The following is a 26,819-nucleotide window of genomic DNA, read 5'->3' on the forward strand; positions in this document are numbered from 1 at the left end:
CGATGCGCAACCCCAACCACCCTCGGGAGCGCAGTTTGCGTCAGCATGCCCTGCGCCGTTCGCTGCTGTCCGCCGCAGCCACGGCCACGATCATCGGCGTCATGGCGGTGCCGTCCGGGCCGGCCTTCGCCGCCGGCACGGCCACCATCACCGGCCACCTCACCGGCTCCTCCGGCCAGCCCCTCGCCAACGCCGCCGTCCAGGTCTCCAACTCCCAGGAGACGTTTCAGGTCACCACCGACGCGAGCGGCGCCTACAGCGCGCCGGGCCTCGACGCCGGCAGCTACACCGTGTCCTTCGTCCCGGCCGGCGCGCAGTTCCGGCAGTATGCCCACCAGAAGCGCACCTGGGAGACCGCCGATCAGATCGCGGTCGCCGCGGGGGCCACGGTCGTCGTCGACGACCAGGCGCTGCCGTCCGGCCGGATCACCGGGTCGCTGCACAAGCGCGACGGCTCGCCGGTCGCGGGCGCCTACCTCACCGCCTACACCGCCGGCGAACAGGTCATGGCCGGCACGGTGAACACCGCGGCCGACGGCACGTTCTCCTTCGAGCTGCTGCCGGGCACGTACAAGATCGAGTTCTATCAGTACCCGCTGGTGTACCAGTGGAACGGCGGCACCTTCACCTCCGAGTCGGCCGCCGCGATCACGGTCGTGGCCGGCCAGGCGACGCCGCTGGCGGAGACCGTGATCGCGACCGGCTCGATCGCCGGGCAGCTGCTCAAGGCCGACGGCACCCCGGCCGCCGGTGTCAATGTCTCCGCCAACGTGCCCGACGGCCCCGGCCGCTACGCGACGACCGGCGCGGACGGCCGTTACCGCATGGACGACGTGCCGGTCCGCGCCGACTGGTACGTCGCGTTCCGCGGGCCGGGCGGGCGGACGCAGTACGCCCACGGCAAGCTCACCCAGGAGTCGGCCGACCGCGTCGCGGTGACCGAGGGCCAGGTGACCACCGTGGACGACCAGCTGTTGCCGACCGGGTCCGTGCGGCTCGTCGCCCACGACGCCACCACCGGCGCGCCGCTGACCGGCTTCTGCGCGTGGGAGGCCTCCTCGAGCGTCGGCGGCTGTGCCGAGACCACCGAGCTCGTGGTGGCGGACATGTTCGTCGGCACCTGGCACTTCTCGGTCAACCTCGGCGACCACCGGCACTTCGACGTCATCGACCAGCCGGCCGTCGTCACCGCGGGGCAGACCACCACGGTGGACGTGGCGATGCGCCTCGGCGCCTCCCTCACGGTGCCGATGACCGCGCGGGCGAGCGGGGCCGCCGCCGACGGCTGCGCGCAGGTCGCCCGGTCCGGGGGCGAGTTCCCGGTCCCCTACGGCTCCGGCTGCTCCGACTGGCAGTCGCCGCCCACCCCGGGCTCGGTGCTCATCGGGCCGCTGGAGCCGGGCACGTACCAGGTCTTCGCCGACCCCGGCGACGGCGCGCTCGGGTCGCAGTGGGTGGGCGCGACCGGCGGCACCGGCGACCGCGACGCGGCGGCGTCCGTGACCCTCGCCGCCGGCGACCAGGCCACCCTGGCGCCGGTGCGCTTCGACGGGGCCGGCTCGATCCGGGGCACCGTGACCGACGTGAACACCGGCGCCCCGGTGCCCTACGCCTGCGTCTCGGTCGTCGCGCGGACGCCGGGCTTCAGCGGCGACGGCTGCAACCAGGCGACCGCCACCGACGGCACCTACACGATCGGCGGGCTCGGGCCCTACGCGTGGCCGGTGCAGTTCTCGCACCAGGCCTACCAGTGGCGCTGGTCCGGCAACAAGGTCACGCGCCCCGAGGCGACCAAGGTGACCGTGCGCGTGGGCAAGAGCGTGGCGGCGAACATCAAGCTGCGCACCGGGGGCGGCACCGTCACCGGCACCATCAAGGACGCCGCCGGGCACACGATCGACGGCATGGTGATCGCCTACAACGCGGTCACGGGCGAGGCGGTCTCGCTCGGGGCGTACGCCGACGGCGGCGGGCCCTACGCGCTGTCGCTGCTCGCGGCGCCGCAGCCGGTGAAGCTGTTCTACTCCGCCGGGTTCGGGCACAGCGGCTGGGCCGGCGGCACCGACTTCGCGTCGGCCACGACCTACCAGGTCAGGAACAACAGGACGACGACGGCGAACATCGTCGTGCCGTGACACGGCGGTGGCCGGGACCCGCACGGGGTCCCGGCCACCGGCTCGCATCGGCGCGCTACAGGCTGAACCTGCGGTCGAGCGCGAGGTTGTGGTCGTCCAGCCCGGGGATGTACGACGACGTCCCCGACGCCCCGAAGGACGCCGCCGGCGGGGTCACGCCCGCCCAGCGCTGCAGTGCGGAGGTGGCCTTCGCGGTCTCGTCGGGCTTGAGGGCCGCGATGTTCGCGCCGTGGTTGGCGCCCGCCGCCACGTACCACTGCGAGTCGCGGGTGAACGGCCCGAGACGGAACGGCTCGGAGCCCCAGGGGTCGTTCGCGCCGTAGACGAACAGCAGCCGGCTGCCCGCGAACTTCACCCAGATGTCGATGTCGAGCATCGTGAACGGCTGGAACCGGGGCACGAGCTCGCGCGGGATGTAGGACTGGGCCCGGTCCTGGCCGCGGTAGTGCTGCAGGCCCTTGAGGTGCGGCTGGGAGGTGTCCGGGTAGCCCAGCTGGTACGAGGCCTGGAAGTAGTACGTGATGTAGGGCGTGATGCCCTGGTCGGTGTTGGAGTCCAGGCCGTAGATCAGGTCGATCCAGTTCCAGATGTCGTCGCTGCCGGCCGTGGCCGGGGGCACGTCGGCGCAGTCGCTCTCCAGGCTGTACTGCCAGAAGGCCCACGTCGTGCCGTTGACCATGAACTCGAAGGCCCGGTCGACGCCGCCGACGATGTCGAAGGTGCGCTGGTTCTCGGTGGCCCAGGCCTGGTACCGCGCGACGAGCTCCGCCCGCCGCTGGAAGGCCGCGATCTGCACGCCGTCCAGCGCGGCCCGGCACTGCGCGGTGCCGACCTTGGTGAAGAACGTGTCGTACGCGGAGTCCTCGTCGTTGACGACGTCCTGCGGCGCGACGTACGCGACCGTGCCGTCCACGTCATCCGGGTAGAAACGACGGTGGTACACCGAGGTCATGCCGCCCTTGCTGGCGCCCGTGGAGACCCACTTCCGCGCGTAGATCGGCTTGAGGGCCTGCACGATCCGGTGGTGGTCGGTGGCCGCCTGCCAGATCGTCATCTGTTGCTGCCAGTTCGGGTTCGCCGGGCGCGACGGGGTGAAGAAGCGCTGCTCGACGGAGATCTGGTTGCCGTCGATCAGCCGCGTCGGCTCGGAGCGGAACGCGTACTCGGGCACGTTGTAGCCGGTGGTGTGCAGCACCATCGGCCGGTCGGTGCCGCGGTGCAGCAGGGTGAAGCGCTGCTGGAACGTGCCGGCCCGCGGGTTGGTGTGGTCGACCGGCTGGGTGATGCTGAGGATGAAGAAGCGGTACGGCGCGGCGACCGGCTGCTCCGAGAGCACCGTGAGCCCGGGCACGGCCGCCAGGCGGTCCTTGATGTCGGTCTCCGTCGCGGCCGACGCGGGCGCGGCCACGGCCACGGTGCCGAGCATCCCGAGCATCAGCGCCACGCTGAGCAGCGCCCGTCGGAATCGGGTCATGCGGTACCTCCACATCGAGACTTTCCGCTGTCTCGATGCAAGCTACCGGCGATCCGGACTATTCGGCCCCGCTCGTCCACCCTCGCAGTGGATCGAAGAGGGCGATCGGGTGCGCGGTCGCGCCGGTGAGGCACAGGTCGGCGAGGATCTCCCCGACGACGGGGACGAACTTGAACCCGTGCCCGGAGAACCCGCACGCCACGGTCACCCGCTCCCGGCCCGGATGCCGGGCGATCACGAAGTGCTGGTCGGGCGTGTTGGTGTACATGCAGGTCTTGCCCCGCAGGAAGCGCCCGGGAGCGGCCGGCACCCGCTCGGCCAGGTGCCGCGCGAGGAACGCGATCTCCTCGTCGCGCACGGCGCGGTCGATGGTCCGCGGCGTGGTCGTCTCGCCCCGCCGGAAGAACGCGAACTTGACCCCGCCGCCCGGGCCGTCGAGGGCCGGGAAGCCGTACACCTGCGTCCCTGGCGGGTCCTCCCAGATGAAGATCGGGTGCCGGTCGGGCCCGAAGCTCGCGATGTCGCCGCTCGGCTCGAACCAGAACTGCACCTGCCGCTCCACCACGAGCGGCACGCCGAGCTCGGGCAGCAGCTCCGGCGCCCACGCGCCCGGGCAGATCACGAGCGCGCCCGCGCGGTAGGTGCCCGCCGCGGTGCGCACGGTGACCCCGCCGCCGTCCTCCGTCCACGCCTCCACCGGCTCGTGGAAGCGCAGCTCGGCGCCGAGCCGCCCGGCGAGGTCGAGGTTGGCCTGGACCGCCGCCTCGGGCCGCAGCACGCCGGCGTTGCGCTCGAAGAGCGCCACCTCGCCGTCGCGCGGCGTGAACTGGGGCCACCGCCGGCGGATCCCGGCCGCGTCGAGCATCTCGTGCGGCAGCCCCCACTGCTCGGCCGCGCGCCGGCTGCCCTCGACGGTGAGCGACGCCGGCGGGCCCATGAAGAGCCCGCCGGTCAGCGTGAGCAGGTCGCGGCCGGAGTCGCGCTGCAGGCGCTCCCAGAGCTCGTAGGAGCGCAGGATCAGCGGGACGTAGGCGGGGTCCTCGAAGTAGGCCTGCCGCGTGATCCGCGAGCCGCCGTGGCTGGAGCCCTGATCGTGGGCGGGGCCGAAGCGTTCGAGCCCGAGGACCCGCTGCCCGCGGGCGGCGAGGTGATAGGCGGCCGAGCTGCCCATGCCCCCGAGGCCGGCCACGACCACGTCGTACTGCTGTGCCATCAGGGCAGCGTAGCCACCCTTGCTTGCGTTCTGATCACGGTCGCGAGCGCGACGGCGACGAGCGCCGGGGCCGGGCCGGCCGCCGCGACCGGGCGGAGGGAGCCGTGGCACGTTTCCGGGATTCGCCGGGTCCGGTGCGCTCGTAGCGTAGTGCTCAACAACGACTTCCCAGGGGGACACGATGAGCGACTACGACATGGGCGACACGGGTTACGGCGACAGCGGGCACGACGTGGACTTCGGCCACTACGAGGCCGGTCAGGAGCAGGGCTCGCTGGACCAGATGCACCACGCCGCGGGCTCGGAGACCGACGCCAGCAGCCAGTTCGGCGTGTACGAGGAGGGCCACCACGACACGGACTCGACGGACTTCTCGCAGGGTCACCACGTCGAGTACGACGCGCCGGCGGCCGTGCACTACGAGTCGGACGACTACACGAACTACTCGCACGACGCGACCTCCGACGACCACGTCTTCGCGGCCGAGGGCAGCGAGAACGCCCACCAGGCCAAGTTCAGCGAGCTCGACCAGCTGGAGCAGAGCTTCGGCAAGTCGTTCGTCGACGGCACCGAGTTCCACTCGGGTGGCGGCCAGTTCGGCGTCGCGGCCAACTAAATCCCGACTGCACGAACGGCCGGTCACCCCGCGAGGGTGGCCGGCCGTTTCGCTGCGTCGGGGCGGGTCAGAGGGCGGTCAGGATCACCGGGCCGTCGTCGGTGACGGCGATCGTGTGCTCCCAGTGGGCGGCCCGGGAGCCGTCGACCGTCGACACCGTCCAGCCGTCGCGCTGCAGCCGGTGGCGGTCCGAGCCGCTCTCCACCACCATCGGCTCGATGGCCAACGCCAGGCCGGGGCGCAGGGTCAGGCCGCGGCCGGGGCGGCCCTCGTTCGGCACGTGCGGGTCCTCGTGCATGGCGGTGCCCACGCCGTGGCCGCCGTAGCCCGTCGGCATGCCGTACTTCGCGGCGCGGCACACGCTCTGCACCGCGTGGGAGATGTCGCCCAGCCGGTTGCCCGGCACCGCGGCGGCGATGCCCGCCTCCAGGGCCTGCCGGCCCACGTCCGACAGGCGCTGGGCGGCCTCGTCGATCGGGCCGATGCCGACCGTCACGGCGGAGTCGCCGTGGTAGCCGTCGATGTGGGCGCCGAAGTCGATGGAGAGCAGGTCACCCTCCTGCAGCCGGCGGGCGTCCGGGATGCCGTGCACGATGGCGTCGTTGACGGACAGGCACAGCACCGCCGGGTAGGGGATCGGCGCGAACGACGGGTGGTAGTGCAGGAACGACGACTTCGCGCCCTTCTCGGCCAGCAGCTCGCGGGCCAGGTCGTCCAGCTCCAGCAGGGTCGCCCCCGGCTTGGCGGCCGCGCTCACGGCCGTCAGGATCTGGGCGACCACCCGGCCGGCCTCGCGCATCGTCGCGAGCTCCGCCGCACTCTTCAGGACCACCATGCCGCATATTCTAATACCAGGATTATCATCGTCACATGGTGCGCAACCCGCTGACCGATGACGAGCGGCACCGCGGGCTGGTGCTGGGCAGAATGCTGCAGCAGGCGCGCGGGGCGCGCAGTGCGGCGGCCGTCGCGTTCGAGGCCGGGATCTCGCTCGACACGCTGCGGAAGATCGAGCGCGGGGCGATCGCGACCCCGGCGTTCTTCACCGTGGCGGCGCTCGCGAGGGTGCTCGGGCTGGACCTGACCACGCTGGCCGAGGCCCTCGGGGACGACAAGCCGCAGGCGACCAGCCGCGTGGCCTGACCGGCCCGCCCGCCATGACCCTGTGGGAGCGCACCGAGGCGCTCGACGACCTGCGCGGCCTCGGCGCCGGGCGCATCGCGCTGGTCGCGGGCGAGGCCGGCATCGGCAAGACCAGCCTCGTGCGGGCCTTCATCCGGGCCGCGCGCGACCCGGTGTGGCTGGGCGCCTGCGACCCCCTCGTCACGCCGCGCGCCCTCGGCCCGTGGCACGACATCGCCCGGCAGGCCGGCGGCGCTCTCGCCGAGGCCCTCGACGCCCAGCGGCCGCCGTTGCCCGCCCTGCTGGACGCGCTGGAACGCCCCGGAGCGCGGCCGGTCATGGTGATCGAGGACCTGCACTGGGCCGACGAGGCCTCGCTCGACCTGCTCGTCCTGCTCGCGCGGCGGATCGAGCGGCTCCGGGCGCGGCTCGTGCTCACCTACCGCGACGACGAGACCCCCGGCCACCCGCTGCACGCGGCCCTGGCCGCCTTCCCGCGCGACGTCGTGCGCCGGGTGCCGCTGCCCCGGCTGTCCCGCGCCTGCGTCGCCGAGCAGGCGGGGCGGGCCGGTCGCGACCCGGCGGCCGTCTACGCCCTCACCGGCGGCAACCCGCTGCTCGTGACCGAGGCGCTGAGCGAGGAGCCGGCGGGTGCCGTCCGGCACCTGATCCTGACCAGGATCGAGCGGCTCCCGGCCGCCGCGCGGGACCTCGCCGAGCTCGCGGCCGTCATGCAGCGCCTCGACGGGGCCGACGAGGCCGAGTGGGCGCTCGTGGACCGCTGCGTGGCCGAGGGGGTGCTGGTCGCGGCGCAGGGCGGGGCGGGGTTCCGCCACGAGCTGCTGCGCCGGGCCGTCGAGGACGCGCTCCCGCCGGGCCGTCGCCGCGCGCTGCACCTGCGGGCGGTCGAGCGCCTGGCGGCCCGCCCCGGGGTCGATCCGGCCCGCCTGGCCCATCACGCCAGACACAGCGAAGAGCCGGAGCTGCTGCGACGGTACTGCCTGATCGCCGCCGAGTCCGCCGCCGCCCAGGGTGCCCACCGCGAGGCCGCGGCGCACTACCGGGCCGTCGTGGACCTCGACGCCGGGGTGGAGGTCCTGGAGGCCTACGCGTTCCAGGCGTATCTGGCCGGCCTGTCCGCCGAGGCCCTCGACGCGCGCCGGCGGGCGGCCGGTCGGCGCCGCGCGGCCGGCGACTGGGAGGGCGCCGGGGCGAACGAGCGCTGGATCTCGCGCCTGGCCTGGTGGAGCGGCGACACGGCGCTGGCCCGGCGCGCGGTCGAGGACGCGGTGGCGACGCTGAGCCAGGGCCCGCCCGGGCGCGAGCTCGCGATGGCCCTGAGCACCCGCGCCCAGCTGCACATGCTCGCCTACGAGGTCGAGCCGGCCGTCGCGTGGGGCACCCGCGCGGCGGAGCTGGCCGACCGGCTCGGCGACCGCGAGACCGCCGTGCACGCCGGCATCAACGTCGCCACCGCCCGGCTGGTGCGCGGCGAGCCGGGGGCGGCGGCCGAGCTGGTGCGGCTGCACGAGCGGGCGGACGCCGCGGGGCTCGCCGACCACGCGGCCCGGGCCCTGGTCAACCGGGCCGCCACGGACCTGTGGATCGGCGACGACCTCGCCGCGACCCTGGCCGCGATCGAGCTCGCGTTCGCCTACGCCGACGCGCACGATCTCGGGGGCTACCGGCAGTACCTGCTCGGCGTCCGCGCGGCCGTGCGGGTCGAGGCGGGCGACTGGGAGGCGGCGCTGGCCGATGCCGAGGAGTCGCTGGCGTACCCGAGCCGGGGCGGGGTGGGGCCGCTGCCCGCGCTCGTGGCGCGGGGCCGGGTGCAGTCCGCGCGGGGCGAGCCGGAGGCGGAGGCGACCCTGGACACGGCCCTGCGCGAGGCGCTCGCGACCGAGGAGCTGCAGCGCATCGGGCCGGTCGCGATCGCCCGCGCCGAGCACTTCCTGCACCTCGGCGAGGCCGGGCGCGCCGCGGCCGAGGCCCGGCGGGGGCTCGAGCTGGCGGAGTCGGTCGGGCACCGCAGGTACACCCGGGAACTGGCCTTCGCTCTGCTGCGCGCGACCGGTGCACCGTCCGATGTGGACTGGCGGGCGGCGGCGGACGGCTTCGCGCGCGGCGGGCGGCACCTCGCGCGGGTGCACGCGCTGGGGCTCGGGGACGCGGCGGCGGCGGGGGAGGCGCTCGCCGCGCTGGACGCGCTCGGAGCCGCGCGCGCGGCCGCGTGGCTGCGGGCGGACCTGCGCCGGCGCGGGGTGAGCCGGGTGCCGCGCGGGCCCCGGCCGGCGACCGCCGCCAACGCCGCCGGGCTGACCGGCCGGCAGGCCGAGGTGCTGCGGCTGCTCGCCGACGGGCGCTCCAACGCCGAGATCGCCGCGGCCCTGACGCTGTCCGAGAAGACGGTGCAGCACCACGTCTCGGCGATCCTGGCCAAGCTGTCCGCGAGCTCGCGCACCCAGGCGGCGGCGGCCGCGCGGCGGCTCGGGCTGGTTTGACCGGCATGATTCGCAGCGGCGCCGTCGACGTGGACTACCCGGACTCGGGCGGCGGCCGGGCCGCGCTCGTGGCCGGTTCCCTGCCCGGGTTCGCGGTCGAGACCGAGCGCGTCGCGTGGCTGGACGAGGTCGAGGCGTACGTCCCCGGGCAGTTCTACCGGCGCGAGCTTCCGGCGATCCGGGCCGTCCTGGCCGGCGTCGACCCCCTCGAGCTGCTGATCGTCGACGGCTACGTGGACCTCGACCCCGGCGGGCGGCCCGGGCTCGGCGCCCACGTGCACGAGGCCCTGGGCATCCCGGTGATCGGCGTGGCCAAGACGTCCTTCCACACCGCGACCCACGCGGTGGCGGTGCTGCGCGGCGGGGCGTCGAAGCCGCTCTTCGTCACCGCGATCGGCCTGCCGCGGTCCGACGCGGCCGCCTTCGTGGCCGGGATGTGCGGCCCCTTCCGGATGCCGGACGCGCTGCGCCGCGTCGACGCGCTCGCGCGCGGCCGGGCGTAGGCGCGGGTCGGGGCATTGAAAATATTCAAACTGTTAAGGACCTTAAGAGCACTTGCGGAGGCATCGACAACGTTGTACGTTCCCTCCACAACGCTTAACTTTGTTAACAGTTAGCGTCACGTCCGTAATGCTCGTGGAGGGGTCCATGAAACGCAAAACCCTGATCCCCCTCGCGCTGACCGCCGCCGCCACCCTGGGTGCGACGACCCTCGGCGTGATCAACGCGCAGTCCGCCAGTGCCGCGTTGACCAGCAACTGGTACGCCTCGGCGCCGTACCTGATGCCGTTCGACAACAGCCCGCCCGACGCCATCGCGGTCATGAACGCGACCGGGCAGAAGGCCTTCCAGCTGGCGTTCATCCTCGCCCCCAACGGCGGCGGCTGCACGCCCACGTGGGACGGCACCCGGCCCGTGTCCTCCGACACCGAGGCCGCGGCGCTCATCTCGCGCATCCGGGCCGCCGGCGGCGACGTGAGCGTCTCCATCGGCGGATACGGCGGCACCAAGCTCGGCCAGACCTGCGGCACCCCGGCCGCGACCGCCGCCGCCTACCAGCAGGTGGTCACCAAGTACTCCCTCAAGGCGATCGACTTCGACCTCGAGGAGCCGGAGTACGAGAACGCCGCGGCCGTGAACAACGAGCTCGGCGCCGCGCAGATCCTGCAGCGGGACAACCCCGGCCTCTACGTCTCCGTGACCACGGCCGGCACGGCGGCGGGCACGGGCTGGTTCGGCACCGAGATGCTCAAGAACGCCAAGAGCCTCGGCTTCACCCCGAACAACTACTCGATCATGCCGTTCGACGGCGGCTTCAACGGCGCGTCCGCGCAGACCGCCGCGGCCGAGGCGTTCCACGGCATCCTGATGAGCACGTTCGGCTGGGACAGCGCCACGGCCTACGCCCACGAGGGCGTCTCGCTGATGAACGGGCGCAGCGACGCCGGCGAGTACTTCCGCCAGGCCGACTTCCAGACCGTGCTCGACTACGCGACCTCGCACCACCTGGCGCGGTACACGTACTGGTCGGTCAACCGCGACCGCCAGTGCGCCGACCCGAACCAGTCCACCACGTCGGGCACCTGCAGCAGCGTGCCGCAGACGGCGTGGGAGTTCACGAAGTACACGGCCCGCTTCGCGGGGGCCACGCCGCCCACCACGAACCCGACCACGGGCGGCCCGCCGCCCACCACGCCCGGCACCGGCACGTGCACCGCGGCGGCCTGGAACTCGGGCACTGCGTACTCGGGTGGCGCGCTGGTGTCGTACAACGGCCACACCTACAAGGCGGCCTGGTGGACCCAGGGCGAGACGCCCGGCACCGCGAGCGTCTGGGTGGACCAGGGCGCGTGCGGCGGCGGGGGCACCACGCAGCCGCCGACCTGCCCGGCGGCCTGGAACTCCGGCACCGCGTACAGCGGCGGGGCGACGGTCTCCTACGGCGGTCACAAGTGGACCGCGAAGTGGTGGACCCAGGGCGACATCCCCGGCAACAACTCGCAGAACGTGTGGACCGACAACGGAGCCTGCTGACCGGCACCACCAGTGACGAGGCCGCCGCCCGAAGGGTCATCGGGCGGCGGCCTCGCCCGTTTCGCTCACCTGTCGCGGACGGGCGCCGAAGAGCCGGACATGAAGCTCACCGTGGCCCGGAAGCTCACGGCGCTCATCGTGCTCGCCGCGCTGGGCATCGCCGCCACCGCCGTGGTGCTCGGCGCGCTGCTGAACGGGCTGGCGAGCCGCTTCGACGAGGTGGCCAAGCAGGACCACCCGTCGGTGCGGGCCGCGCTCGAGATGGAGGTGGCCAAGACCGGGCAGGCCGACGACCTGGGCAGCTACGTCGCCAGCGGCGATCGCGCGTTCCTGACGGCATGGGACGCCGATCACGCCGAGTTCGTGCGGTGGCTCGACGCCTACCGCCGGCTGGAGATCTCCCCCCACGAGGCGAGCGTGCTCGACACGGTGACGAGCACCGACGCGGCGTATGAGAGCGAGGCCCAGAAGGTCGTCGCGCTGGTCCGGGCCGGGGACCCCGCCGCGGCGACCAGGGCCTCGAACGACGTCCTCGGCCCGCTCGAGGACAAGATCTTCAAGGGCCTCACGGACCTGGAGGATCTCAACACCACCACCATCACCGAGGCCACCGCGGCCGGGGAGCGGCAGGTCACCCGCGGGGCCTGGCTCGCGGTCGTCATCCCCCTCGTGGCCCTGGCGGTCGTGACCGGGCTCGCGATCGTCATCGTGCGCGGGATCGTGCGCCCGCTGCGCACGGCGGTCGCGGCGCTCGGGCGGGTGGCCGAGGGGGACCTCACCGGCAGTGTCGCGGTGCGCGGCGGCGACGAGCTGGCGGACATGAGCCGGGCGCTGAACCGGGCCACGGCGGCGATGCGCGAGACGGTCGGCGCGCTCGGCGCGACGGCGACATCGCTGACCGAAACCGCCGGCGACCTGAGCCGCTCGGCCGGGGATACGGCCGTGAGCGCCGGCAACGCGAACCTGCAGGCCCAGACCACGGCCTCGGCGGCGGAGGAGGTCTCGGCCGGGGTGAGCACGGTGGCCACGGCCTCGGAGGAGATGACCGCGGCGATCGCCGAGATCGCGCAGAACGCGTCCCGGGCCGCGGTGGTCGCCACGAGCGCGGTGGACACGGCGGCGCAGACCTCGGGCACGGTACAGCTGCTGGGGGTGGCCTCCGGCGAGATCGCCGAGGTGCTCAAGACGATCACGAGCATCGCGGCGCAGACCAACCTGCTCGCGCTCAACGCGACCATCGAGGCGGCCCGGGCCGGCGACTCCGGCAGGGGCTTCGCGGTCGTCGCCGGCGAGGTCAAGGACCTGGCCCAGGAGACCGCCCGCGCCACCGAGGACATCGCCCGGCGCATCGAGTCGATCCGCACGCACACCGGCGCGACGACGGAGGCGATCGGGCGCATCGCCGGGATCATCGACGAGATCAACGACTACCAGAACACCATCGCGTCCGCGGTCGAGGAGCAGACGGCCACCACCGAGGAGATCAACCGCTCGGTGAGCGAGGCCGCGGCCGGGACGCAGGTGATCGCGGCGAACGTGACGAGCCTGGCGACCACGGCGCAGGCGGTCACCGAGGCGGCCGCGGCCTCGAGCCGGGCCGCGTTGTCGCTCACCGAGACGGCCGGCCGGCTGCGCACGCTCGTGTCGCGCTTCAGCGTCTAGTGCCCGCCCGGGCAGCAGCGGGCCTGCGCATACAGCTCCCGCATCCGGTCGCCGGCCTCCTCGGGGCGGTTCAGGGGCGTCGGGAACGGGAGCCGTACGTCCCGGGCCCGCCCCGCGAACTCCAGGCGCAGGACCACGCCGTAGCGGTCGAGGCGCACGGGCACGACGCGCTTGACGCCGTGCAGGTGGTGCGGCCGTACGAGCCGGGCCAGGCGGTCGACCGCGTCGGGGTGAGCGTCGCTGAGGTGGCACAGCAGGTCCGCCTCGACGTGCGCGAGCGGATCGGGCTCGGCGGCGGCGAACTCGTCGGGGTCGACGGTGGTCTCGGCGTCGCGGCCGTAGGCGGGGTCCTGCAGCGTCGCCTCGGCCAGATCGAGCACCAGCCCGCCCGCGGGGTGCACGCCGAGCCAGCCGCCGAACGTGGCCCGGGCCCGCACGCGCGAGCGCACCGAGGTCGGGGCCACGTCCGTGAGCTCGAGCACGGCGGCGCTGTCGTCGGTATCGAGTGCGTTGCGTGGCACGTCGAGCAGGATGCGCCCGCCCTCGACCCGGTGCGCCCCGACCAGGTCGCAGCGGCGCCCGGGAACGTGCAGGGTGAGCGAGCCGGCGGCGGCCAGCAGCGAGCGCAGGCGCTCGGCCGGGGTGGGGAGCGTTGACATCCGACCTCCTAAGGTTAGGCTTACCTTATTCGAAAGGAGCCCCGTGAACCAGTCACGCCCCAAGGTCCGCCGCTCCCGCGCGCTGGGCATCGCGCTGACCCCCAAGGACGTCAAGTACTTCGAGCGGCGCCCGTTCCCGCCCGGCCAGCACGGCCGCGCGCGCCCGAAGGTCAGCGACTACAAGGTCCGGCTGCTGGAGAAGCAGCGGCTGAAGGCGCAGTACAACATCCGCGAGAACCAGCTGCGGGCCGCCTTCGACCGGGCGGTGCGCCGCCCCGGCAAGACCGGCGAGGAGCTGGTCGTGGACCTCGAGCTGCGGCTGGACGCCGTGGTGCTGCGGGCGGGGTTCGCGCGCACGATCTACCAGTCCCGCCAGGTGGTGACGCACCAGCACGTGAACGTCAACGGCCGGCGGGTGGACCGCCCGTCCTACCGCGTCCGCCCCGGCGACGTCGTCGAGATCGCCGAGCGCAGCCGCACGAAGACGCCGTTCATGGTCGCCGCCGCGGGCGCCCATGCGGGGGAGCGCACCGCCCCCTACCTGGACACGAACCTGGCCGGGCTGACCACGCGGCTGATTCGGCTGCCGCTGCGCCCGGAGATCCCGGTGCTCTGCGACGAGCAGCTGATCGTCGAGTTCTACAGCCGCTGACGCACAGCGAAACGGCCGGCCACCCTCGCGGGGTGACCGGCCGTTCGTGCAGTCGGGATTTAGTTGGCCGCGACGCCGAACTGGCCGCCACCCGAGTGGAACTCGGTGCCGTCGACGAACGACTTGCCGAAGCTCTGCTCCAGCTGGTCGAGCTCGCTGAACTGGGCCTGGTGGGCGTTCTCGCTGCCCTCGGCCGCGAACACGTGGTCGTCGGAGGTCGCGTCGTGCGAGTAGTTCGTGTAGTCGTCCGACTCGTAGTGCACGGCCGCCGGCGCGTCGTACTCGACGTGGTGACCCTGCGAGAAGTCCGTCGAGTCCGTGTCGTGGTGGCCCTCCTCGTACACCCCGAACTGGCTGCTGGCGTCGGCCTCCGAGCCCGCGGCGTGGTGCATCTGGTCCAGCGAGCCCTGCTCCTGACCGGCCTCGTAGTGGCCGAAGTCCACGTCGTGCCCGCTGTCGCCGTAACCCGTGTCGCCCATGTCGTAGTCGCTCATCGTGTCCCCCTGGGAAGTCGTTGTTGAGCACTACGCTACGAGCGCACCGGACCCGGCGAATCCCGGAAACGTGCCACCACAAGCGAGGTGCTCAGCGGCGGGGCCGAGGGGGCTACCCGCAATGGGGTGGCAGACCGACCAGAAGATTGACGTTGTACAGCAGGATCGCGTACTTGCCCACGTCGTGGCGCTCCACCGGGGCGCCCCACATGTGCTCGGCCTGCTCGGGGGTGCCGTAGAACGGGCGGTCCTTCTCGAACACGACGAACCGGGCGTCGTGCGCGCCGGCGTCGTACATCGAGTCCTTCGACTGCCAGCAGAACGGCACCAGCCGGTCCCCGCCGCCGACCACGGGGGCGACCACGACCTTGTGCTCGGTGGTCACGGTGATGTTGTTCGAGGCCCAGTACGCGCCGAGGCCGTAGGACAGGCCCCGCTCGCGCAGGTAGTCCGCGGCCTCCTGGGCCTCGGACGGCTCGGCCCGGGGCGGCGAGTAGATCACCATGGTGAGCGCGAAGACCGCGAGCACGGCCGCGAGCGCGCCCCGCCCGACCCGCACCGTGCGCCCGGGAGCGGCGGAGGCCAGCCAGGGACCGGCGTAGCGGGCGGCCAGGGCGGCGCCCATCGGCAGGACCGGCGCGATCTCCCGGGCCGCCATCAGGTCGACGGAGATGGTGGAGACGATCTCGGCGCCGAGGTTGCAGGTGATCGCCGCGATCATCACCGAGTCCACCCGGTCGGCCGTGCCGCGCACCGCGCGCACCAGCGTCACGGCGAAGGCGACGAGCGCCACCGCGAACCCGATCAGGTGCAGCAGCGAGAGCAGGATCTCGAACGCGGCCGGGTGCCAGCCGGGGCGGTGGGTGCCGAAGACGACCCCGACCATCCGGGCCGTCATCCAGGCCCGGTGCGGCCAGTCCGACAGCGGCGCCAGCTCGATCGGCGGGTGCGGCGACTGGAACGCGCCGAGCGCGTCGAGCAGGTGGCGCAGGCCGCGCGAGAGGACCACCGACACCGCGGCCGCGGCGACCAGCGACAGCTCGTAGAGGCGATCGTCGCGCCGAAGGGCCCGATAGGCGCAGACCACGGCCAGCGGTACGGCCCCCACGAACGTGATGAGCGGGTCGCCCATCGCGCCCCAGCCCAGCAGCAGGGCGACCAGCACCGGGGTCCACACACGGTGCCTGAGCCGATCGAGCACGAGCCAGGCCAGGATCAGCGGCACCGCCGAGCCCGTGTGGTTGGGGGAGGACAGCAGCGTCTGGTATCCGGTGCCGGGGACGGGCAGCAGGAGGATCGCGACCGCGACCGCCACCCGCAGCCCGGCCTCCCGGCCCTCGGCCCGGCCCTTGGCCAGCGCCGCCGCGACGAAGACGATCATCGTGTAGGTGATGGCGGCGGTCACGTGCACCTGGTCGGCCGTGACGCCGGTGAACCACTGCACGATGCCGTACTGCACCAGCTCCGTCGGGTAGAAGGACACGTCGGACAGTGCCCAGCCCCGCAGCAGCGGGTTGCCGTGGAACATGTCCCAGGCCTGCAGCGCGTTGCTCGCCCCGTCGCCGTTGATCGGGAAGGCGCGGGCCATCCGCAGGTACGCAGCGCACAGGCCGACGAACAGCCCGACGGCCACGACAACGGACCCGGCCCCGATCATCACCTTCTGGCGCACCCGGGCAGGGTACCGGATCACCCGTATTCGTCGGCCAGCTCCCGGTATGCGGCGAGCACCACTTCCGTGCGCGAGACCAGGTCGGGCTCCGGCCGCGAGCGCAGCGACCCGAGCAGCGCCTCGGCCGCCGTCACCCGCAGCCGGGCCCGGTTCTGCGCGGCCCGCTGGTCGAGGAAGTCCTGGCACAGCCCGGCCAGCCGGCGCAGCTGCCCGGCCCGCCGGCGCACCTCGGCGTCGACGTCGGTGAGCCGCTGGACGATCTCGGCCTGCCGATCGGTGACGGTGCTGAACAGGCTGCCGGCCCCGATCGGCTCGCCGACGGAGGCGCGCAGGTCCCGGTCGGCCGTGCGCAGCTCGCCGCGCTCGGCGAGGGCCTGGGCCAGGTCCCACAGCGCCCGCTCCAGCGTCGGCGTCGGGTCGGCCGGGTCGCCCAGCCGCTCCAGCGCCGGCCAGGTGAGCCGGATGCGGTCGGCGTTGGCCGCGGCCGCCTCGAACTCGGTGCGGTCGCGGGGGTCGGTCAGGTATCGCCGCAGCGCCCGCCCCCGCCGCGTCGGCGTGCGCACGAGGGCGTAGCCGGCCAGCATGAACACGGTCGACGAGGCGAGCGCGAGCATCCCGCGCACGGGCACGGGCGGGTCGAGCCAGTGGATGGTGAGCGCCACGGCCGCCGCCGCCGTGAGCCCCAGCGCGTAGAGCGCGTGGACCCACCGGTCGACCGGCCAGAACGGCCCGGCGTCGACCTGTGCCGGGCCCGGTCGAGGCCCGGTCTCGTCGCTGATCGCGGCGAGGCTGCGCTCCACGGCGTTGCCGCCCCGCCGCAGTACGCCGACGCGGAAGCCGCGCAGGTAGTCGATCACCGCGCGCTCCGCGGCCGCCGGCCCCGGGCGGCCAGGCTCCGGGCGGCCACACTCCGAGCGGTCAGGCTCGCGACCGCGAGCGCGATCAGGGCCCCGAGCACGCCCCAGGCGACCCCGCCGAGCACCGCCGCGGCCGACGCGGCCGGGATCGACAGCGGGCCGAACCGCCCCGGCAGGTGCTGCGCGGGCGCGGCGGCGAGCGTGACGAGCGCGGCGGCGGCCAGGCCCAGCAGCGGGGCGTACGGCTGCGGCACCAGCGCGGCCAGCACCGCCGCCAGCAGCACTCCGAGCAGCGGCCCGAGCCACGGCAGGACGGTCAGCAGGCCGACCGCGACCGCCGCGGCCTGCGGGTGGCCCACCCCGCACGCGGACAGGACCGGCCAGGCGATCGCGGCCGCCAGCGCGCCCCACAGGCATCGGTGGGTGGCGGCGGTCGCGGTCCCGGCGACGCGGGCCGGGCGGGAGCCGGAGCGCAGCAGCAGCACCGGCTCCGGCATCGGCTCCACGACCCGGACCGCACTGCCTTTCACAACAGCCGCAGCTCGCGCGCGCGTTCGACGGCCTCGCGCCGGCGCCCGGCGTGCAGCTTGCGGTAGATGTTCTTGACGTGCGTCTTCACGGTGTTGACCGAGACGTACAGCGTGGAGGCGATCTCCAGGTTCGACATGGTGCCCTGCAGGTAGCGCAGCACCGTGAGCTCCCGCTCGGTCAGCGGCTCGACGAGGTTGGTGTCCCCGCCCCGCGCGCCCCCGGCCAGCGGCGACGAGCCGGCCGCGAGCTCGGCGGCGAGCGGGTGGTAGACGGGCAGCAGCGGCGCGAAGTTGGCCAGCAGGTCGCGCACCGGGTGCCCGCCGACGAGGAACGGACGGCGGAAGCTCTCCTCCTCGGCGATGTCCAGCGCCACCTCGAGGCCCCGCAGCACCCGGTTGCGGTCGCCCAGCGTGCGCCCGGCGAGGCTGGTGAGGATGGCCGCCTGCACGGTCCAGGTCAGCGCGGTGTCGACGGACGGGGTGGCGAACTGCGCCGCGGTCGTCGCCGCGGCCGCCGCCTTGCCCTCGATGAGCGCGGCCGAGGCGTCGACGCACGCGGCCCAGCCGGGGAACACGTCCGGGTCGCCGCCGGTGGCCACGAGCCGCCGGGCCGCGCCCAGGTCGCCGCCGCCGATGCGCAGCTCCGCCTCGGTCAGCGCGAGCGCGCGATCGACCGCCGGGGCCAGCGCGGCCCCGCCCAGGTCGCGGCGGGCGGTGTGCAGCACCTCCAGCGCCGCGGCGAGGCGCCCGGAGCCGTGGCGCAGCTTCGCGCGGACGGTCGCGATCGACACGAGCAGGTCGGCGTCGCCGGCCGCGAGGTCGAGCGCCTCGTCGAGCAGCCGGTCGGCCTCGGCGATGCGGTCCCACTCGCCGTAGACGCCGGCGAGCGCCATCCGCACCCAGCCCAGGTCGACGGCGTCGGTGATGCCGAAGCGGTCCGCGGTCACCAGCGCCTGCCGGCCGAGCCGGGCGCTCGCGCGCAGCCGGCCCCGCATCGACTCGAGCACCGCGAGCCGGCTGGCCGCGCACACCTGGGCCTGGGCCATGCCCGCCCGCTGGGCCAGGACCAGCGCGCCGTGCAGCGGGGCCCCGGCCGCGCCGAGCTCGCCCAGGCGCAGGCGGGCCTCGCCCTCGTCGAGCAGGGTCAGCGCCCTGCTTTCATCGTTATTTGCCGATATTTCGGACAACTCGGCGAGCATCCGGCGCGGGTCGCCGCCGAGCCACGCCTCGGCCACCGCGAACGCGCGGAACATGGGCGTGGTGCGCTCGTCGAAGTTGCGGATGCCGCCGGCGCGGCGCAGGAAGTCGCGGTTCCCCTCGAGGTCGCCCACCCGCAGCCGCTCGGCCGCGAAGGCCAGCGGGAGCCGGGGGTCCGTCGACTCCTCGGCGGCGGGGGCGTGCGGGGCCGACTCGTGGGGGCGGTCGTACCGCACCCCGGCGAGGACGTCCGGCCAGGCGCGATCGAGCGTCTCGACGGCACCGGACCAGTCCTCGGCCAGCAGCGCGTGGCGCAGCGCCTCGGCGGGCAGACCGTAGGCGCTGTGCCACGCGGCCGCCCGCCGGTGCAGCTCGGCGACCCGCTCGGGGCTGCGGCGCAGCAGCTCGGCGTGCAGGGTGCGGGCGAAGAGGGGGTGGAAGCGGTACCAGCCGCCCGGGCCGGCGTTGCGGGTCAGGAACGTGTTGGAGCCCTTGAGCTCGGCCAGGACGCGGGCGCCGTCGTCGCGGCCGGTGATCGCCTCGACCAGCCCGGCGTTGAGCCGCGGGGCGATCGCCGTCTCCAGCAGCAGCCGCCGCGTCTCGGCCGGCAGCGGGTCGATCACCTCGCCGGTGAGGAAGTCGCCGACCGCGGTGCTGAACGGGCCGCCGTCGTCGAGCACGCGCTCGGGCTCGGGGTGCCCGCGCATCGCCATCGCGGCGAGGCGCACCCCGGCCGGCCAGCCCTCGGTGATGGAGTGCAGCGAGTACAGCGTCGCGCTGGGCAGCACCACGTCGTGCGCCGCGAGCAGCTCGGCCGTCTCGGCGATGGTGAGGGAGAGGTCGTTCGTGCGCATCTCGGTCAGGGAGCCGTCGACGCGCCAGCGGTACAGGGGCAGGGAGGGGTCGCGGCGGCACGACAGCACCAGCCGCAGCCGGCCCATCCCGTGCCGGACCAGCGTCTCGAGATCGGCCAGCGCGCCGGGGTCGCTGATCTCGCGGACGTCGTCGACGACCACGACGTGCGGCCGCTGCAGCTCGTCGACGACCCGCAGCAGGTCGTCGCCGTCGCGCTTGGCGGGCCGCTCGGCCTCCGACAGCGCGCCGAGCAGCTGCCCGGGCACGTCCGCGCCCCGCTCGGCGTGCGAGGTCACCCAGCGGACCACCGGCGGCTCCCCGCCGTCGCCGAGGCGCACCGTGCGCGCCCAGGCGACCAGCGCCGCGGTCTTGCCCCAACCGGCGGGCGCGGTCACCAGCGTCAGCGGGGCGCGCACCGCGGCGTCCAGCTGGGCGACGACCCGCTCCCGCAGCACGTAGCCAGGCGGCAGGTCCGGCACCGCCACCGATGGCGGCGCCGAGTAACTCCGGCGATCCTGCTGTACCAACGCTTGTGACACCCGTGCCCCCCGAAATCGCTTTCCCGGCCGCGCTTTTCCACTCGTCTTTCATCCGGGCTGAACGAGACGAGCAAAGCATCGGCGCACGCTGCGCCGCCTCACCCGGCCCGGGTGGTCCACCCGCTCCCGGTCCGGCGATTTCCCTTGTGTGCCAACGGTTCCATTGACACCATTGCAACGCCGCGCCGCCTGCCGGAGCCTCACCCGAAAAGGATGACGCGTGCTCACCACGATGCTCGGCAGCGTTGAGCGCTGCCGCCCGCGCAATCGAGACGCGGGCGTCGGGGAGGAGGACCAGCGAGCATGAGCGCGGTTGTGGGCGAGATCGAGCTGAGCCCCGCGAACGGATTCGAGCTGAGCCTGCGGGGCTACCACCGCGCGCAGGTCGATCGGTACATCGCCACCCTGCAGATGCGACTGACCACAGCGGAGACGGAGCTCGCCGCGGCCCGCTACCGCGAGCAGCAGCTGACCGGCCGGGTGGAGCGCCTGGGCGCCGAGCGGGCCCAGTGCACCTGCGCGGACGAGTCCGCCAAAGTCGTCGGCGGGCGCATCCAGCGAATCATCGAGCTGGCCGAGGAAGAGGCCGGCGCCCTGCGGGCCCAGGCCGAGCAGGACCTCGACAACGCCCGCGCGGCCGCCGAGGCGATGCTCGCCGACGCCCGCAAGCACGCCGAGGACGCCATGCGCGACTTCCAGAGCGCCCTGGCCCAGCGCCGGGCCGAGGAGGCCCGCGTCGAGGCGAACCGGCGGGCCCAGTGGGACGCCCGCCGGCAGCGCCAGCGCGAGGCGGCCGAGAACCTCCTGGCCACGACGCGCTCGGTCGGCACCGACACCGTGCAGGTGACCCGGCGGCTGCTCGACGCCCTCATCGCCGAGCACACCAAGCTGCTCGCCGAGGTGGAGACGGCCGAGAAGGGGATGGCCGACCTCTCGTCGGCGTGATGGCGATCCGGCAGGTGCTTCACCCACCGTGGGTGAGGACGCGTCACTCCGGCCGAGGCCAAGATTGCTGATGTGACAAGGCAAACGACGGACGGAACAGGGCCGGTGACTGCTGCACCGTCCACTGTGCTCCGTCCGGTCCCGCCAGCCGCGGGCGTCGCGCCGTCGGTGGTCCCCGGCGCGACGGACCCAGCTGGGTCGTTCGGTGAACACCGTCGAGCAGGGGGTACTCGACGGTCCAGGAGTCAGCGGTGAACACGGCCCGCGTCCTGAGCACCGGCCGGCCTTCAGCGAGGGCGGCGGGAGTCGATGGGTGGGCGGCTGATCCGGAGGAGGCCGCCCACCCATCGCAGGTCACTGCATGAACGAGGACGGCGCGCTCCCAGGCCCGCGCCGTCCTTTTTTCTTTCCTCGTTGTGTCTGTCAACCGGTGCATGCGTCGTCGCCGACCGATTCGGAGTGGGCGGTCATCGCACCGTTGGTTGCCGGTGCGGGATCCGCGCCGTGGCGGCCGGCCGTTGCGGTATCCGCGCGGGCTGGTCATCGACACCCCCTGGGACCGGGTCCACGATCGGCTGCGGGACCCAGGTGCGCACCGCTGAAGGCCGGGATCCGCAGCCGTCCGCGGCCGTCCTGGACTCCCAGACCGCGCACAGCCACGAAGGTGGTGAGCAGATCGGCTGGGAGGCGGGCAAACGCACCCGGGGCCGGAAACGGCATCTGCTTGGTCGACACCGGAGGCCTGCTCCTCAAAGCCGTAGTCGCGCGCTACCGCATCCACACCGGCCGCAGGGATCGGCTCCGCCGCCCCATCGTCGCCCTGGAGCGCCACCGCCATCCCCCAGCCGGGCACCGGCACTGACACCACACGAAGAAGCCCGGCGACTCGCGTCGCCGGGCTTCTCGTATCTGTCGCGGGGTCGCTCAGTGCGCTGTGCCCGGGCCCGAGGTGGGCGCCTCGGTGGTGTCCTCGGCACGGTGGGGTGCGGCGGCGTTGCGGTCGGACACGGGCGAGTCGGCCTCGTGGGCGTGGGTGGTGGTGGGGCGGGGCTGGTTGAGCGGGAAGTCGGTTTCCCGCGGCTGGTGATCGGCCCGGTGCACGCCGCCGGCCGGGGCCGGGGCCGTGATCTCTGGCGGCACCCAGTGCACGGTCAGCGCGTACAGCACGATCACGTCCAGCGTGATCATGAGCAGGGACCAGACCGGGTACGCCCCGAGCCAGCCGATCTGCGACAGCGCGTGCAGCGCGACGACGACGATCGCCGTCATCCGGGCCACGCGGTTGCGCAGGAGCAGCCCGGCACCGCACAGCACCAGCAGCGCGCCGAAGACGACCATCACGATGCCCAGGCCGCTCAGGTCCACCACCACCAGGCTGTCGCCGTCGATGAAGGCGACCTGCCGCCGCAGCAGTGCGACGAGGCCCTCGAGGATGTTCAGGACGCCGATCACGGCGAGCAGGACGCCGGCGAACATGATCCAGCCGAACCAGGCGGAGCTCTGCGCGGGACTGCGCGAGGTACCGGTGTCAGCCATGTCGTTCTCCTTCCGGGATGGGCCGCGGCGGACAAGAGAGGAGGCGCCGCGGCCGAATCCGGCGAATCTCGTGTGGCGACCTCCCTCGATCAACGGTGCTTTTGGAAGCGATCGTTCGGCTTGCCCGGATGAGCGGGCATCACCCCGCGGGCATGAAGGTCTCCGGCGCCGGTCCTCACCCCGGGTGGGTGAGGACCAGTCACCCCCGGCCGTTCGCACAATGCGCTCGTGGAGATGGCCTGGATCCCCGGTGGCACCTTCGCCATGGGTGCCGAGGGCTTCTATCCGGAAGAGGCGCCCGTTCGCAAGGTCGCCGTCGATGGTTTCTGGATCGACTCGCATCCGGTGACGAACGCCGAGTTCGCTCTGTTCGTGCAGGAGACCGGCTATGTGACGCTCGCCGAGCGCGATGCCGGGCAGGGTCCGCCGGGCTCGATGGTGTTCGTCCAGCCGCCCGGCCCCGTGCCGCTGCGCGACTGGCGGGTCTGGTGGGAGCTGCGGCCGGGCGCGTGCTGGCGGCACCCCTTCGGCCCGGGCACGGACATCCGCAAGCGCTCGGCCCACCCCGTCGTGCACGTCGCCTACGAGGACGCCGCCGAGTACGCGCGCTGGGCCGGCAAGGAGCTGCCCACCGAGGCGGAGTGGGAGTTCGCGGCCCGGGGCGGGCTCGAAGGCGCGCCCTACCCGTGGGGCGACGACCCGGAGCCGGGCCGCGCCAACATCTGGCAGGGCATCTTCCCCTGGCTGGACCGCAGCGACGACGGCCACGGCACGAGCCCGGTCGGGGCGTTCGCGGCCAACGGGTACGGCCTCTTCGACGTCGTCGGCAACGTGTGGGAGTGGACGTCGGACTACTACCGCTCGGGCAACGCCCGCTTCGGCGAGGCCGAGGGTGAGATGCCGCAGAACCCGCGCGTGGACGTGCCACCGGCGGCTACCGTGTTCAGCAGCCGGGTGGTGAAGGGTGGCTCCTACCTCTGCTCGACGGGGTACGACCACCGCTTCCGGCCCGCCGCCCGCCAACCCGAACCCATCGACAACGGTAGCTGTCATGTCGGCTTCCGATGCGTTCGGAGACAGGCCCCCGGCAGCGCGTGACCAGGCGGCCCGCGCACCCCAGTTGATCACGCACCGTGCTTGTTCACCCCCTACGGGTGAGGCGACATCACCTTTTGTCGCCTCACAATCCCGTGGTCATCCGCCGTGCTGCGGTGGGTGGGAGGGGGCGAAATACGTTGGGGCAGAAAACGCTCGTAGACACCATCACCCGTCCCGCACTGCACTTCGCAGTGCCCGAGCCGCCCCGCTATCACGTGCCGCGACCGCGTCTGCTGGACGCTCTGGATCGCGCCGTGGCGGGGCCTTTGACATTGATCTGTGCTCCGGCGGGGTGGGGCAAGACCACTCTGCTGGCCGAGTGGGTGGCGGCCGGGCGAGCACCCTGGCCGCTGGCGTGGCTGACGGTGGAGGCGCACCACGGCCCACGCTTTTGGGAACACGTGCTCGGTGCCGTCACCCAGGCGACCGGCGAGGAGCCGGGCGAGGCAACCGCGGCCGACGGCCCGGGTGAGGCACTGGAGTCGCTGGTCGCCCTGCTGCGCCGGGCCGGGCCGCCGGTGGTGCTGGTCCTCGACGACCTGCAGGAGCTGTCGGTGCCCCGCGTGTGGGGTGAGCTCGAGACGCTGCTTTCCCAGGCGGGTGACCGCCTGCGTCTCGTGATCGCCTGCCGGACCGATCCGGCGCTCACGCTGTACCGCTTCCGGATCCGCGGCGCCCTGAGCGAGCTGCGCACGGGTCCGCTGGGCTTCACCCTGGACGAGACCGCGCAGATGCTGCACGCGCACGGCGTGAGGCTGGCCGAGTCGGCCCTCGTCGAGCTGCACGCGGTGATGCGAGGGTGGGCGGCCGGCCTGCGCCTCGCCGCGCTCGCGGTGCAGGGTCACCCCGAGCCGGACAGCCTGATGCCGCGGTTCGCCCTGCAGGATCGGGCGCTGGGGGAGTACCTCGTCGGCGAGGTCTTCGACACGCTGCCGGAGGACGTCCGCGAGGTCGTGCTGTGCACCTCGGTGCTCGACCAGGTCAGCGCCGAGCTCGTGGAGGCGCTCACCGGCCGGGTGGACGGCGCGCGCATCCTGGCCCAGCTCGAGCACTCGAACCTCTTCGTGGTGCAGGGCGGCGGGAACACCGGGATGTACCGCTGCCACCCGCTCTTCGGCCTGATGCTCTACGACGAGCTGCGCCACCGCCGGCCCGAGCAGGTGCGCCAGCTGCACCGGCGCGCCGCCGACTGGTTCGCCGCGCACGACCAGCCCGCGGACGCCCTGCGTCACGCCCTGGCCGCGCGCAACTGGAGCCAGGCCTCGGACCTGCTCGCCGCGAGCTGGCAGGAGCTGGTGCCGGGCGCCCGGCTGCGCACCATCAAGGAGCTGGTGCCGCCGCCGCCGCAGGAGGTGCGCAACGATCCGAAGCTGGCCCTGGCCTTCGCGGCCGAGCGGCTCGACGCGAGCGATCCGCAGGGCACGGAGACGTTCCTGCACCTGGTCGACCGCTCGCAGCACGCGCTGGTCGACTCCGCGCGGGCGGAGCTGCGCCCGATCGTCGACAGCTTCCGCATGGCCGAGGCCCATCAGAGCCAGAAGCCCGATCTGGTCCTGGCGACGGCACCGCTGCTGCTGCGCGACGACACCGGCCTCGACGATCAGGACAAGGCCCGCATGCGGGCGCTGGCCCTCGTCGCGGTCGGCGGGGCCCGGCTCATCCAGGGCGACCTCGCCGCCGCCGAGCACGCGCTGCAGGAGTCGCTGCACCTGGCCCGCCGGTGCGGCAGCGTCCAGTCCCAGCTGGCCGCGCTGCGCCAGCTCGCGCAGCTCAACGCGGCCCGGGGCCGGCTCATCGCGGCCCTGCGCTACGGCAAGGAGACGCTGGCGCTGGCCGACCGCGAGGGGCGCACCCAGGGCAGCGACGTGGTGTGGGCCCAGCTCACCGTGGCCGAGGTCTGCTACCTGCAGGCCCGCGTCCAGGCGGCCGGGCACTACCTCGACCGCGCCCTCGACGGCGGCCTCGCCGACCCGGCGCTCGTGGCGGTCGCGACCATGACCCGTGCCCACATCCGCGCCGCGACGGGGGATGCGCGCGCCGCGTGCACGGAGCTGGCCGCGATCCGGCGGCAGCTGGCCGACTGGCGGTACACGCCGAGGATGCAGCACTGCGTCACGCTGGCCGAGGCCGAGCTGCGGCTCGCGGCGGGCGACACCGAGGCGGCCAAGCGGCTGCTGACCCTGGAGCCGGTCGAGATGCTGGCGCCCTGGCTCGGCGTGGTGCGCGCCAAGGCCCACCTGGCCGAGCGCCGGCCGGCCGCGGCGCTCGGGGCGGTGCAGCCCTACCTCGAGCACACGACGGGCTCGCTGGTGTGGACGGTCGACGCGAACCTCACCAGCGCCCGCGCCCTGCGCGCGCTCGGCGACCGCTCCAAGGCCGGCCGGGCGCTCGAACAGGCCCTGCGCCACGCCGACGACGAGGCGATCCGCTGGCCGTTCGTGGCCGGGGGGCAGCCGGTGCGGGAGCTGCTGGTGACGTACCTCCCGGCCGGCAGCGGCTACCGCGGGCTGGCCGAGGAGATCGCGCAGGAGCTCACCGGGTTCGGGCGCGCCCCGGCCGCGGCGGGGGAGCTGGCGGAGCCGCTGACCGAGCGGGAGCTGGCCGTGCTGCGGTACCTGCAGGGCACGCTGTCGGCGGGGGAGATCGCCTCGATGCTGTACGTCTCCGTCAACACGGTGAAGACGCACATGAAGAACATCTATCGCAAGCTCGGCGTCGGCCGCCGGCGGGAGGTGATCGAGCGCGCTCGTGAACTCAACCTGCTGTAGCGCCCGCCGTCGCTAGGAGCGCGGACCCGATCCCGGGGCCGCGCTCCTTTTTGCGTTCCCGCCGGTGCGCAGCCGCGGCGGGGCTTACGCGCCGGCAGGACACGGGCCGAGGCCGCGGTGTTGCCGCACCGCCGAGGACCACCGCGCGGCGGCTGCGTCCGCTCGCCGTGCGGCGGCTGCCGCCCGGCGAGTGGTGGTCGCACGACCGCGTGCCGTCGAGGGGGCTGGGCACACAGCGAAGCGGCGGCGGCCCCCTGGGG

Annotated in this window: 21 protein-coding genes; 11 read left to right on the forward strand and 10 right to left on the reverse strand. The window is 73.8% G+C overall.

What is annotated here, in order from left to right; translation table 11 throughout:
- Positions 1 to 35 precede the first annotated feature (35 nt).
- Positions 36 to 2,135, forward strand: a complete 2,100-nt coding sequence (locus ACQP2P_RS04010) for a carboxypeptidase regulatory-like domain-containing protein (RefSeq protein ID WP_433613384.1) — start codon at positions 36 to 38, stop codon at positions 2,133 to 2,135.
- A 55-nt stretch (positions 2,136 to 2,190) separates the two neighbouring features.
- On the opposite strand, the gene ACQP2P_RS04015 is transcribed toward ACQP2P_RS04010, so the two are convergent.
- Positions 2,191 to 3,609, reverse strand: a complete 1,419-nt coding sequence (locus ACQP2P_RS04015; protein WP_433613386.1) for a S28 family serine protease — start codon at positions 3,607 to 3,609, stop codon at positions 2,191 to 2,193.
- A 58-nt stretch (positions 3,610 to 3,667) separates the two neighbouring features.
- Positions 3,668 to 4,822: an N-methyl-L-tryptophan oxidase gene (gene solA, locus ACQP2P_RS04020; protein WP_433613388.1), complete on the reverse strand. Its 1,155-nt coding sequence runs from the start codon at positions 4,820 to 4,822 to the stop codon at positions 3,668 to 3,670.
- Between the two features lie 181 nt (positions 4,823 to 5,003).
- Between solA and ACQP2P_RS04025 the strand changes: the two genes are divergently transcribed.
- Positions 5,004 to 5,438, forward strand: a complete 435-nt coding sequence (locus tag ACQP2P_RS04025) for a hypothetical protein (RefSeq protein WP_433613390.1) — start codon at positions 5,004 to 5,006, stop codon at positions 5,436 to 5,438.
- Between the two features lie 67 nt (positions 5,439 to 5,505).
- Here ACQP2P_RS04025 and map read toward each other — a convergent pair whose 3' ends face one another.
- A complete protein-coding gene (map, locus tag ACQP2P_RS04030) occupies positions 5,506 to 6,273 on the reverse strand; it encodes a type I methionyl aminopeptidase (RefSeq protein ID WP_433613392.1) in 768 nt (255 codons plus the stop codon).
- 35 nt (positions 6,274 to 6,308) lie between these two features.
- Here map and ACQP2P_RS04035 point away from each other — a divergent pair, with 35 nt between their 5' ends.
- From ACQP2P_RS04035 to ACQP2P_RS04055, 5 genes are all read left to right on the forward strand, one after another.
- On the forward strand, positions 6,309 to 6,581 hold the full coding sequence (locus ACQP2P_RS04035) for a helix-turn-helix domain-containing protein (RefSeq protein ID WP_350626933.1): 273 nt from the start codon (positions 6,309 to 6,311) through the stop codon (positions 6,579 to 6,581).
- 14 nt (positions 6,582 to 6,595) lie between these two features.
- A complete protein-coding gene (locus tag ACQP2P_RS04040; protein ID WP_433613395.1) occupies positions 6,596 to 9,061 on the forward strand; it encodes an ATP-binding protein in 2,466 nt (821 codons plus the stop codon).
- Positions 9,062 to 9,066: 5 nt separating this feature from the next.
- Complete coding sequence (locus ACQP2P_RS04045) at positions 9,067 to 9,564, forward strand: endonuclease V (RefSeq protein ID WP_433613397.1); 498 nt, start codon at positions 9,067 to 9,069, stop codon at positions 9,562 to 9,564.
- 145 nt (positions 9,565 to 9,709) lie between these two features.
- Positions 9,710 to 11,095 carry a carbohydrate-binding protein gene (locus ACQP2P_RS04050; protein WP_433613399.1) on the forward strand — a complete coding sequence of 462 codons (1,386 nt, stop codon included), beginning with the start codon at positions 9,710 to 9,712 and terminating at the stop codon, positions 11,093 to 11,095.
- Positions 11,096 to 11,194: 99 nt separating this feature from the next.
- Entirely contained in the window at positions 11,195 to 12,757 is a 1,563-nt protein-coding gene (locus ACQP2P_RS04055; RefSeq protein ID WP_433613401.1) for a methyl-accepting chemotaxis protein, read from the forward strand.
- Here the strand turns inward: ACQP2P_RS04055 and ACQP2P_RS04060 are convergent.
- Positions 12,754 to 13,416 carry a DUF2470 domain-containing protein gene (locus ACQP2P_RS04060; protein ID WP_433613403.1) on the reverse strand — a complete coding sequence of 221 codons (663 nt, stop codon included), beginning with the start codon at positions 13,414 to 13,416 and terminating at the stop codon, positions 12,754 to 12,756. The genes ACQP2P_RS04055 and ACQP2P_RS04060 overlap by 4 nt on opposite strands.
- 43 nt (positions 13,417 to 13,459) lie before the next feature.
- On the opposite strand from ACQP2P_RS04060, the gene rpsD reads away from it, so the two are divergent.
- Positions 13,460 to 14,068 (forward strand): 30S ribosomal protein S4, encoded by a 609-nt coding sequence (rpsD, locus tag ACQP2P_RS04065; protein ID WP_433613405.1) that lies wholly within the window; start codon positions 13,460 to 13,462, stop codon positions 14,066 to 14,068.
- Between the two features lie 59 nt (positions 14,069 to 14,127).
- Here the strand turns inward: rpsD and ACQP2P_RS04070 are convergent, their stop codons facing one another.
- The 5 genes from ACQP2P_RS04070 to ACQP2P_RS04090 all read right to left on the reverse strand — a co-directional run bounded on the left by ACQP2P_RS04070 (position 14,128) and on the right by ACQP2P_RS04090 (position 20,152).
- On the reverse strand, positions 14,128 to 14,562 hold the full coding sequence (locus ACQP2P_RS04070; protein WP_433613407.1) for a hypothetical protein: 435 nt from the start codon (positions 14,560 to 14,562) through the stop codon (positions 14,128 to 14,130).
- Positions 14,563 to 14,674: 112 nt separating this feature from the next.
- On the reverse strand, positions 14,675 to 16,234 hold the full coding sequence (locus tag ACQP2P_RS04075; RefSeq protein ID WP_433613409.1) for a hypothetical protein: 1,560 nt from the start codon (positions 16,232 to 16,234) through the stop codon (positions 14,675 to 14,677).
- Positions 16,235 to 16,251: 17 nt separating this feature from the next.
- Complete coding sequence (locus ACQP2P_RS04080; RefSeq protein WP_433613411.1) at positions 16,252 to 17,091, reverse strand: hypothetical protein; 840 nt, start codon at positions 17,089 to 17,091, stop codon at positions 16,252 to 16,254.
- Complete coding sequence (locus ACQP2P_RS04085; RefSeq protein ID WP_433613413.1) at positions 17,088 to 17,597, reverse strand: hypothetical protein; 510 nt, start codon at positions 17,595 to 17,597, stop codon at positions 17,088 to 17,090. The genes ACQP2P_RS04080 and ACQP2P_RS04085 overlap by 4 nt, the downstream gene beginning before the upstream one ends.
- A gap of 20 nt (positions 17,598 to 17,617) precedes the next feature.
- A complete protein-coding gene (locus ACQP2P_RS04090) occupies positions 17,618 to 20,152 on the reverse strand; it encodes a LuxR C-terminal-related transcriptional regulator (RefSeq protein ID WP_433613415.1) in 2,535 nt (844 codons plus the stop codon).
- A 363-nt stretch (positions 20,153 to 20,515) separates the two neighbouring features.
- Here ACQP2P_RS04090 and ACQP2P_RS04095 point away from each other — a divergent pair, with 363 nt between their 5' ends.
- Entirely contained in the window at positions 20,516 to 21,157 is a 642-nt protein-coding gene (locus ACQP2P_RS04095; protein WP_433613417.1) for a hypothetical protein, read from the forward strand.
- 924 nt (positions 21,158 to 22,081) lie between these two features.
- Here ACQP2P_RS04095 and ACQP2P_RS04100 read toward each other — a convergent pair.
- Complete coding sequence (locus ACQP2P_RS04100; protein ID WP_433613419.1) at positions 22,082 to 22,693, reverse strand: DUF7144 family membrane protein; 612 nt, start codon at positions 22,691 to 22,693, stop codon at positions 22,082 to 22,084.
- 234 nt (positions 22,694 to 22,927) lie between these two features.
- On the opposite strand from ACQP2P_RS04100, the gene ACQP2P_RS04105 reads away from it, so the two are divergent.
- Entirely contained in the window at positions 22,928 to 23,791 is an 864-nt protein-coding gene (locus ACQP2P_RS04105) for a formylglycine-generating enzyme family protein (protein WP_433618960.1), read from the forward strand.
- A gap of 254 nt (positions 23,792 to 24,045) precedes the next feature.
- Positions 24,046 to 26,559 (forward strand): LuxR C-terminal-related transcriptional regulator, encoded by a 2,514-nt coding sequence (locus ACQP2P_RS04110; RefSeq protein ID WP_433613421.1) that lies wholly within the window; start codon positions 24,046 to 24,048, stop codon positions 26,557 to 26,559.
- The last annotated feature ends 260 nt before the right edge of the window (positions 26,560 to 26,819 follow it).

Source organism: Dactylosporangium sp. CA-139114 (genome assembly GCF_050955725.1).
Taxonomy (GTDB): domain Bacteria; phylum Actinomycetota; class Actinomycetes; order Mycobacteriales; family Micromonosporaceae; genus Dactylosporangium.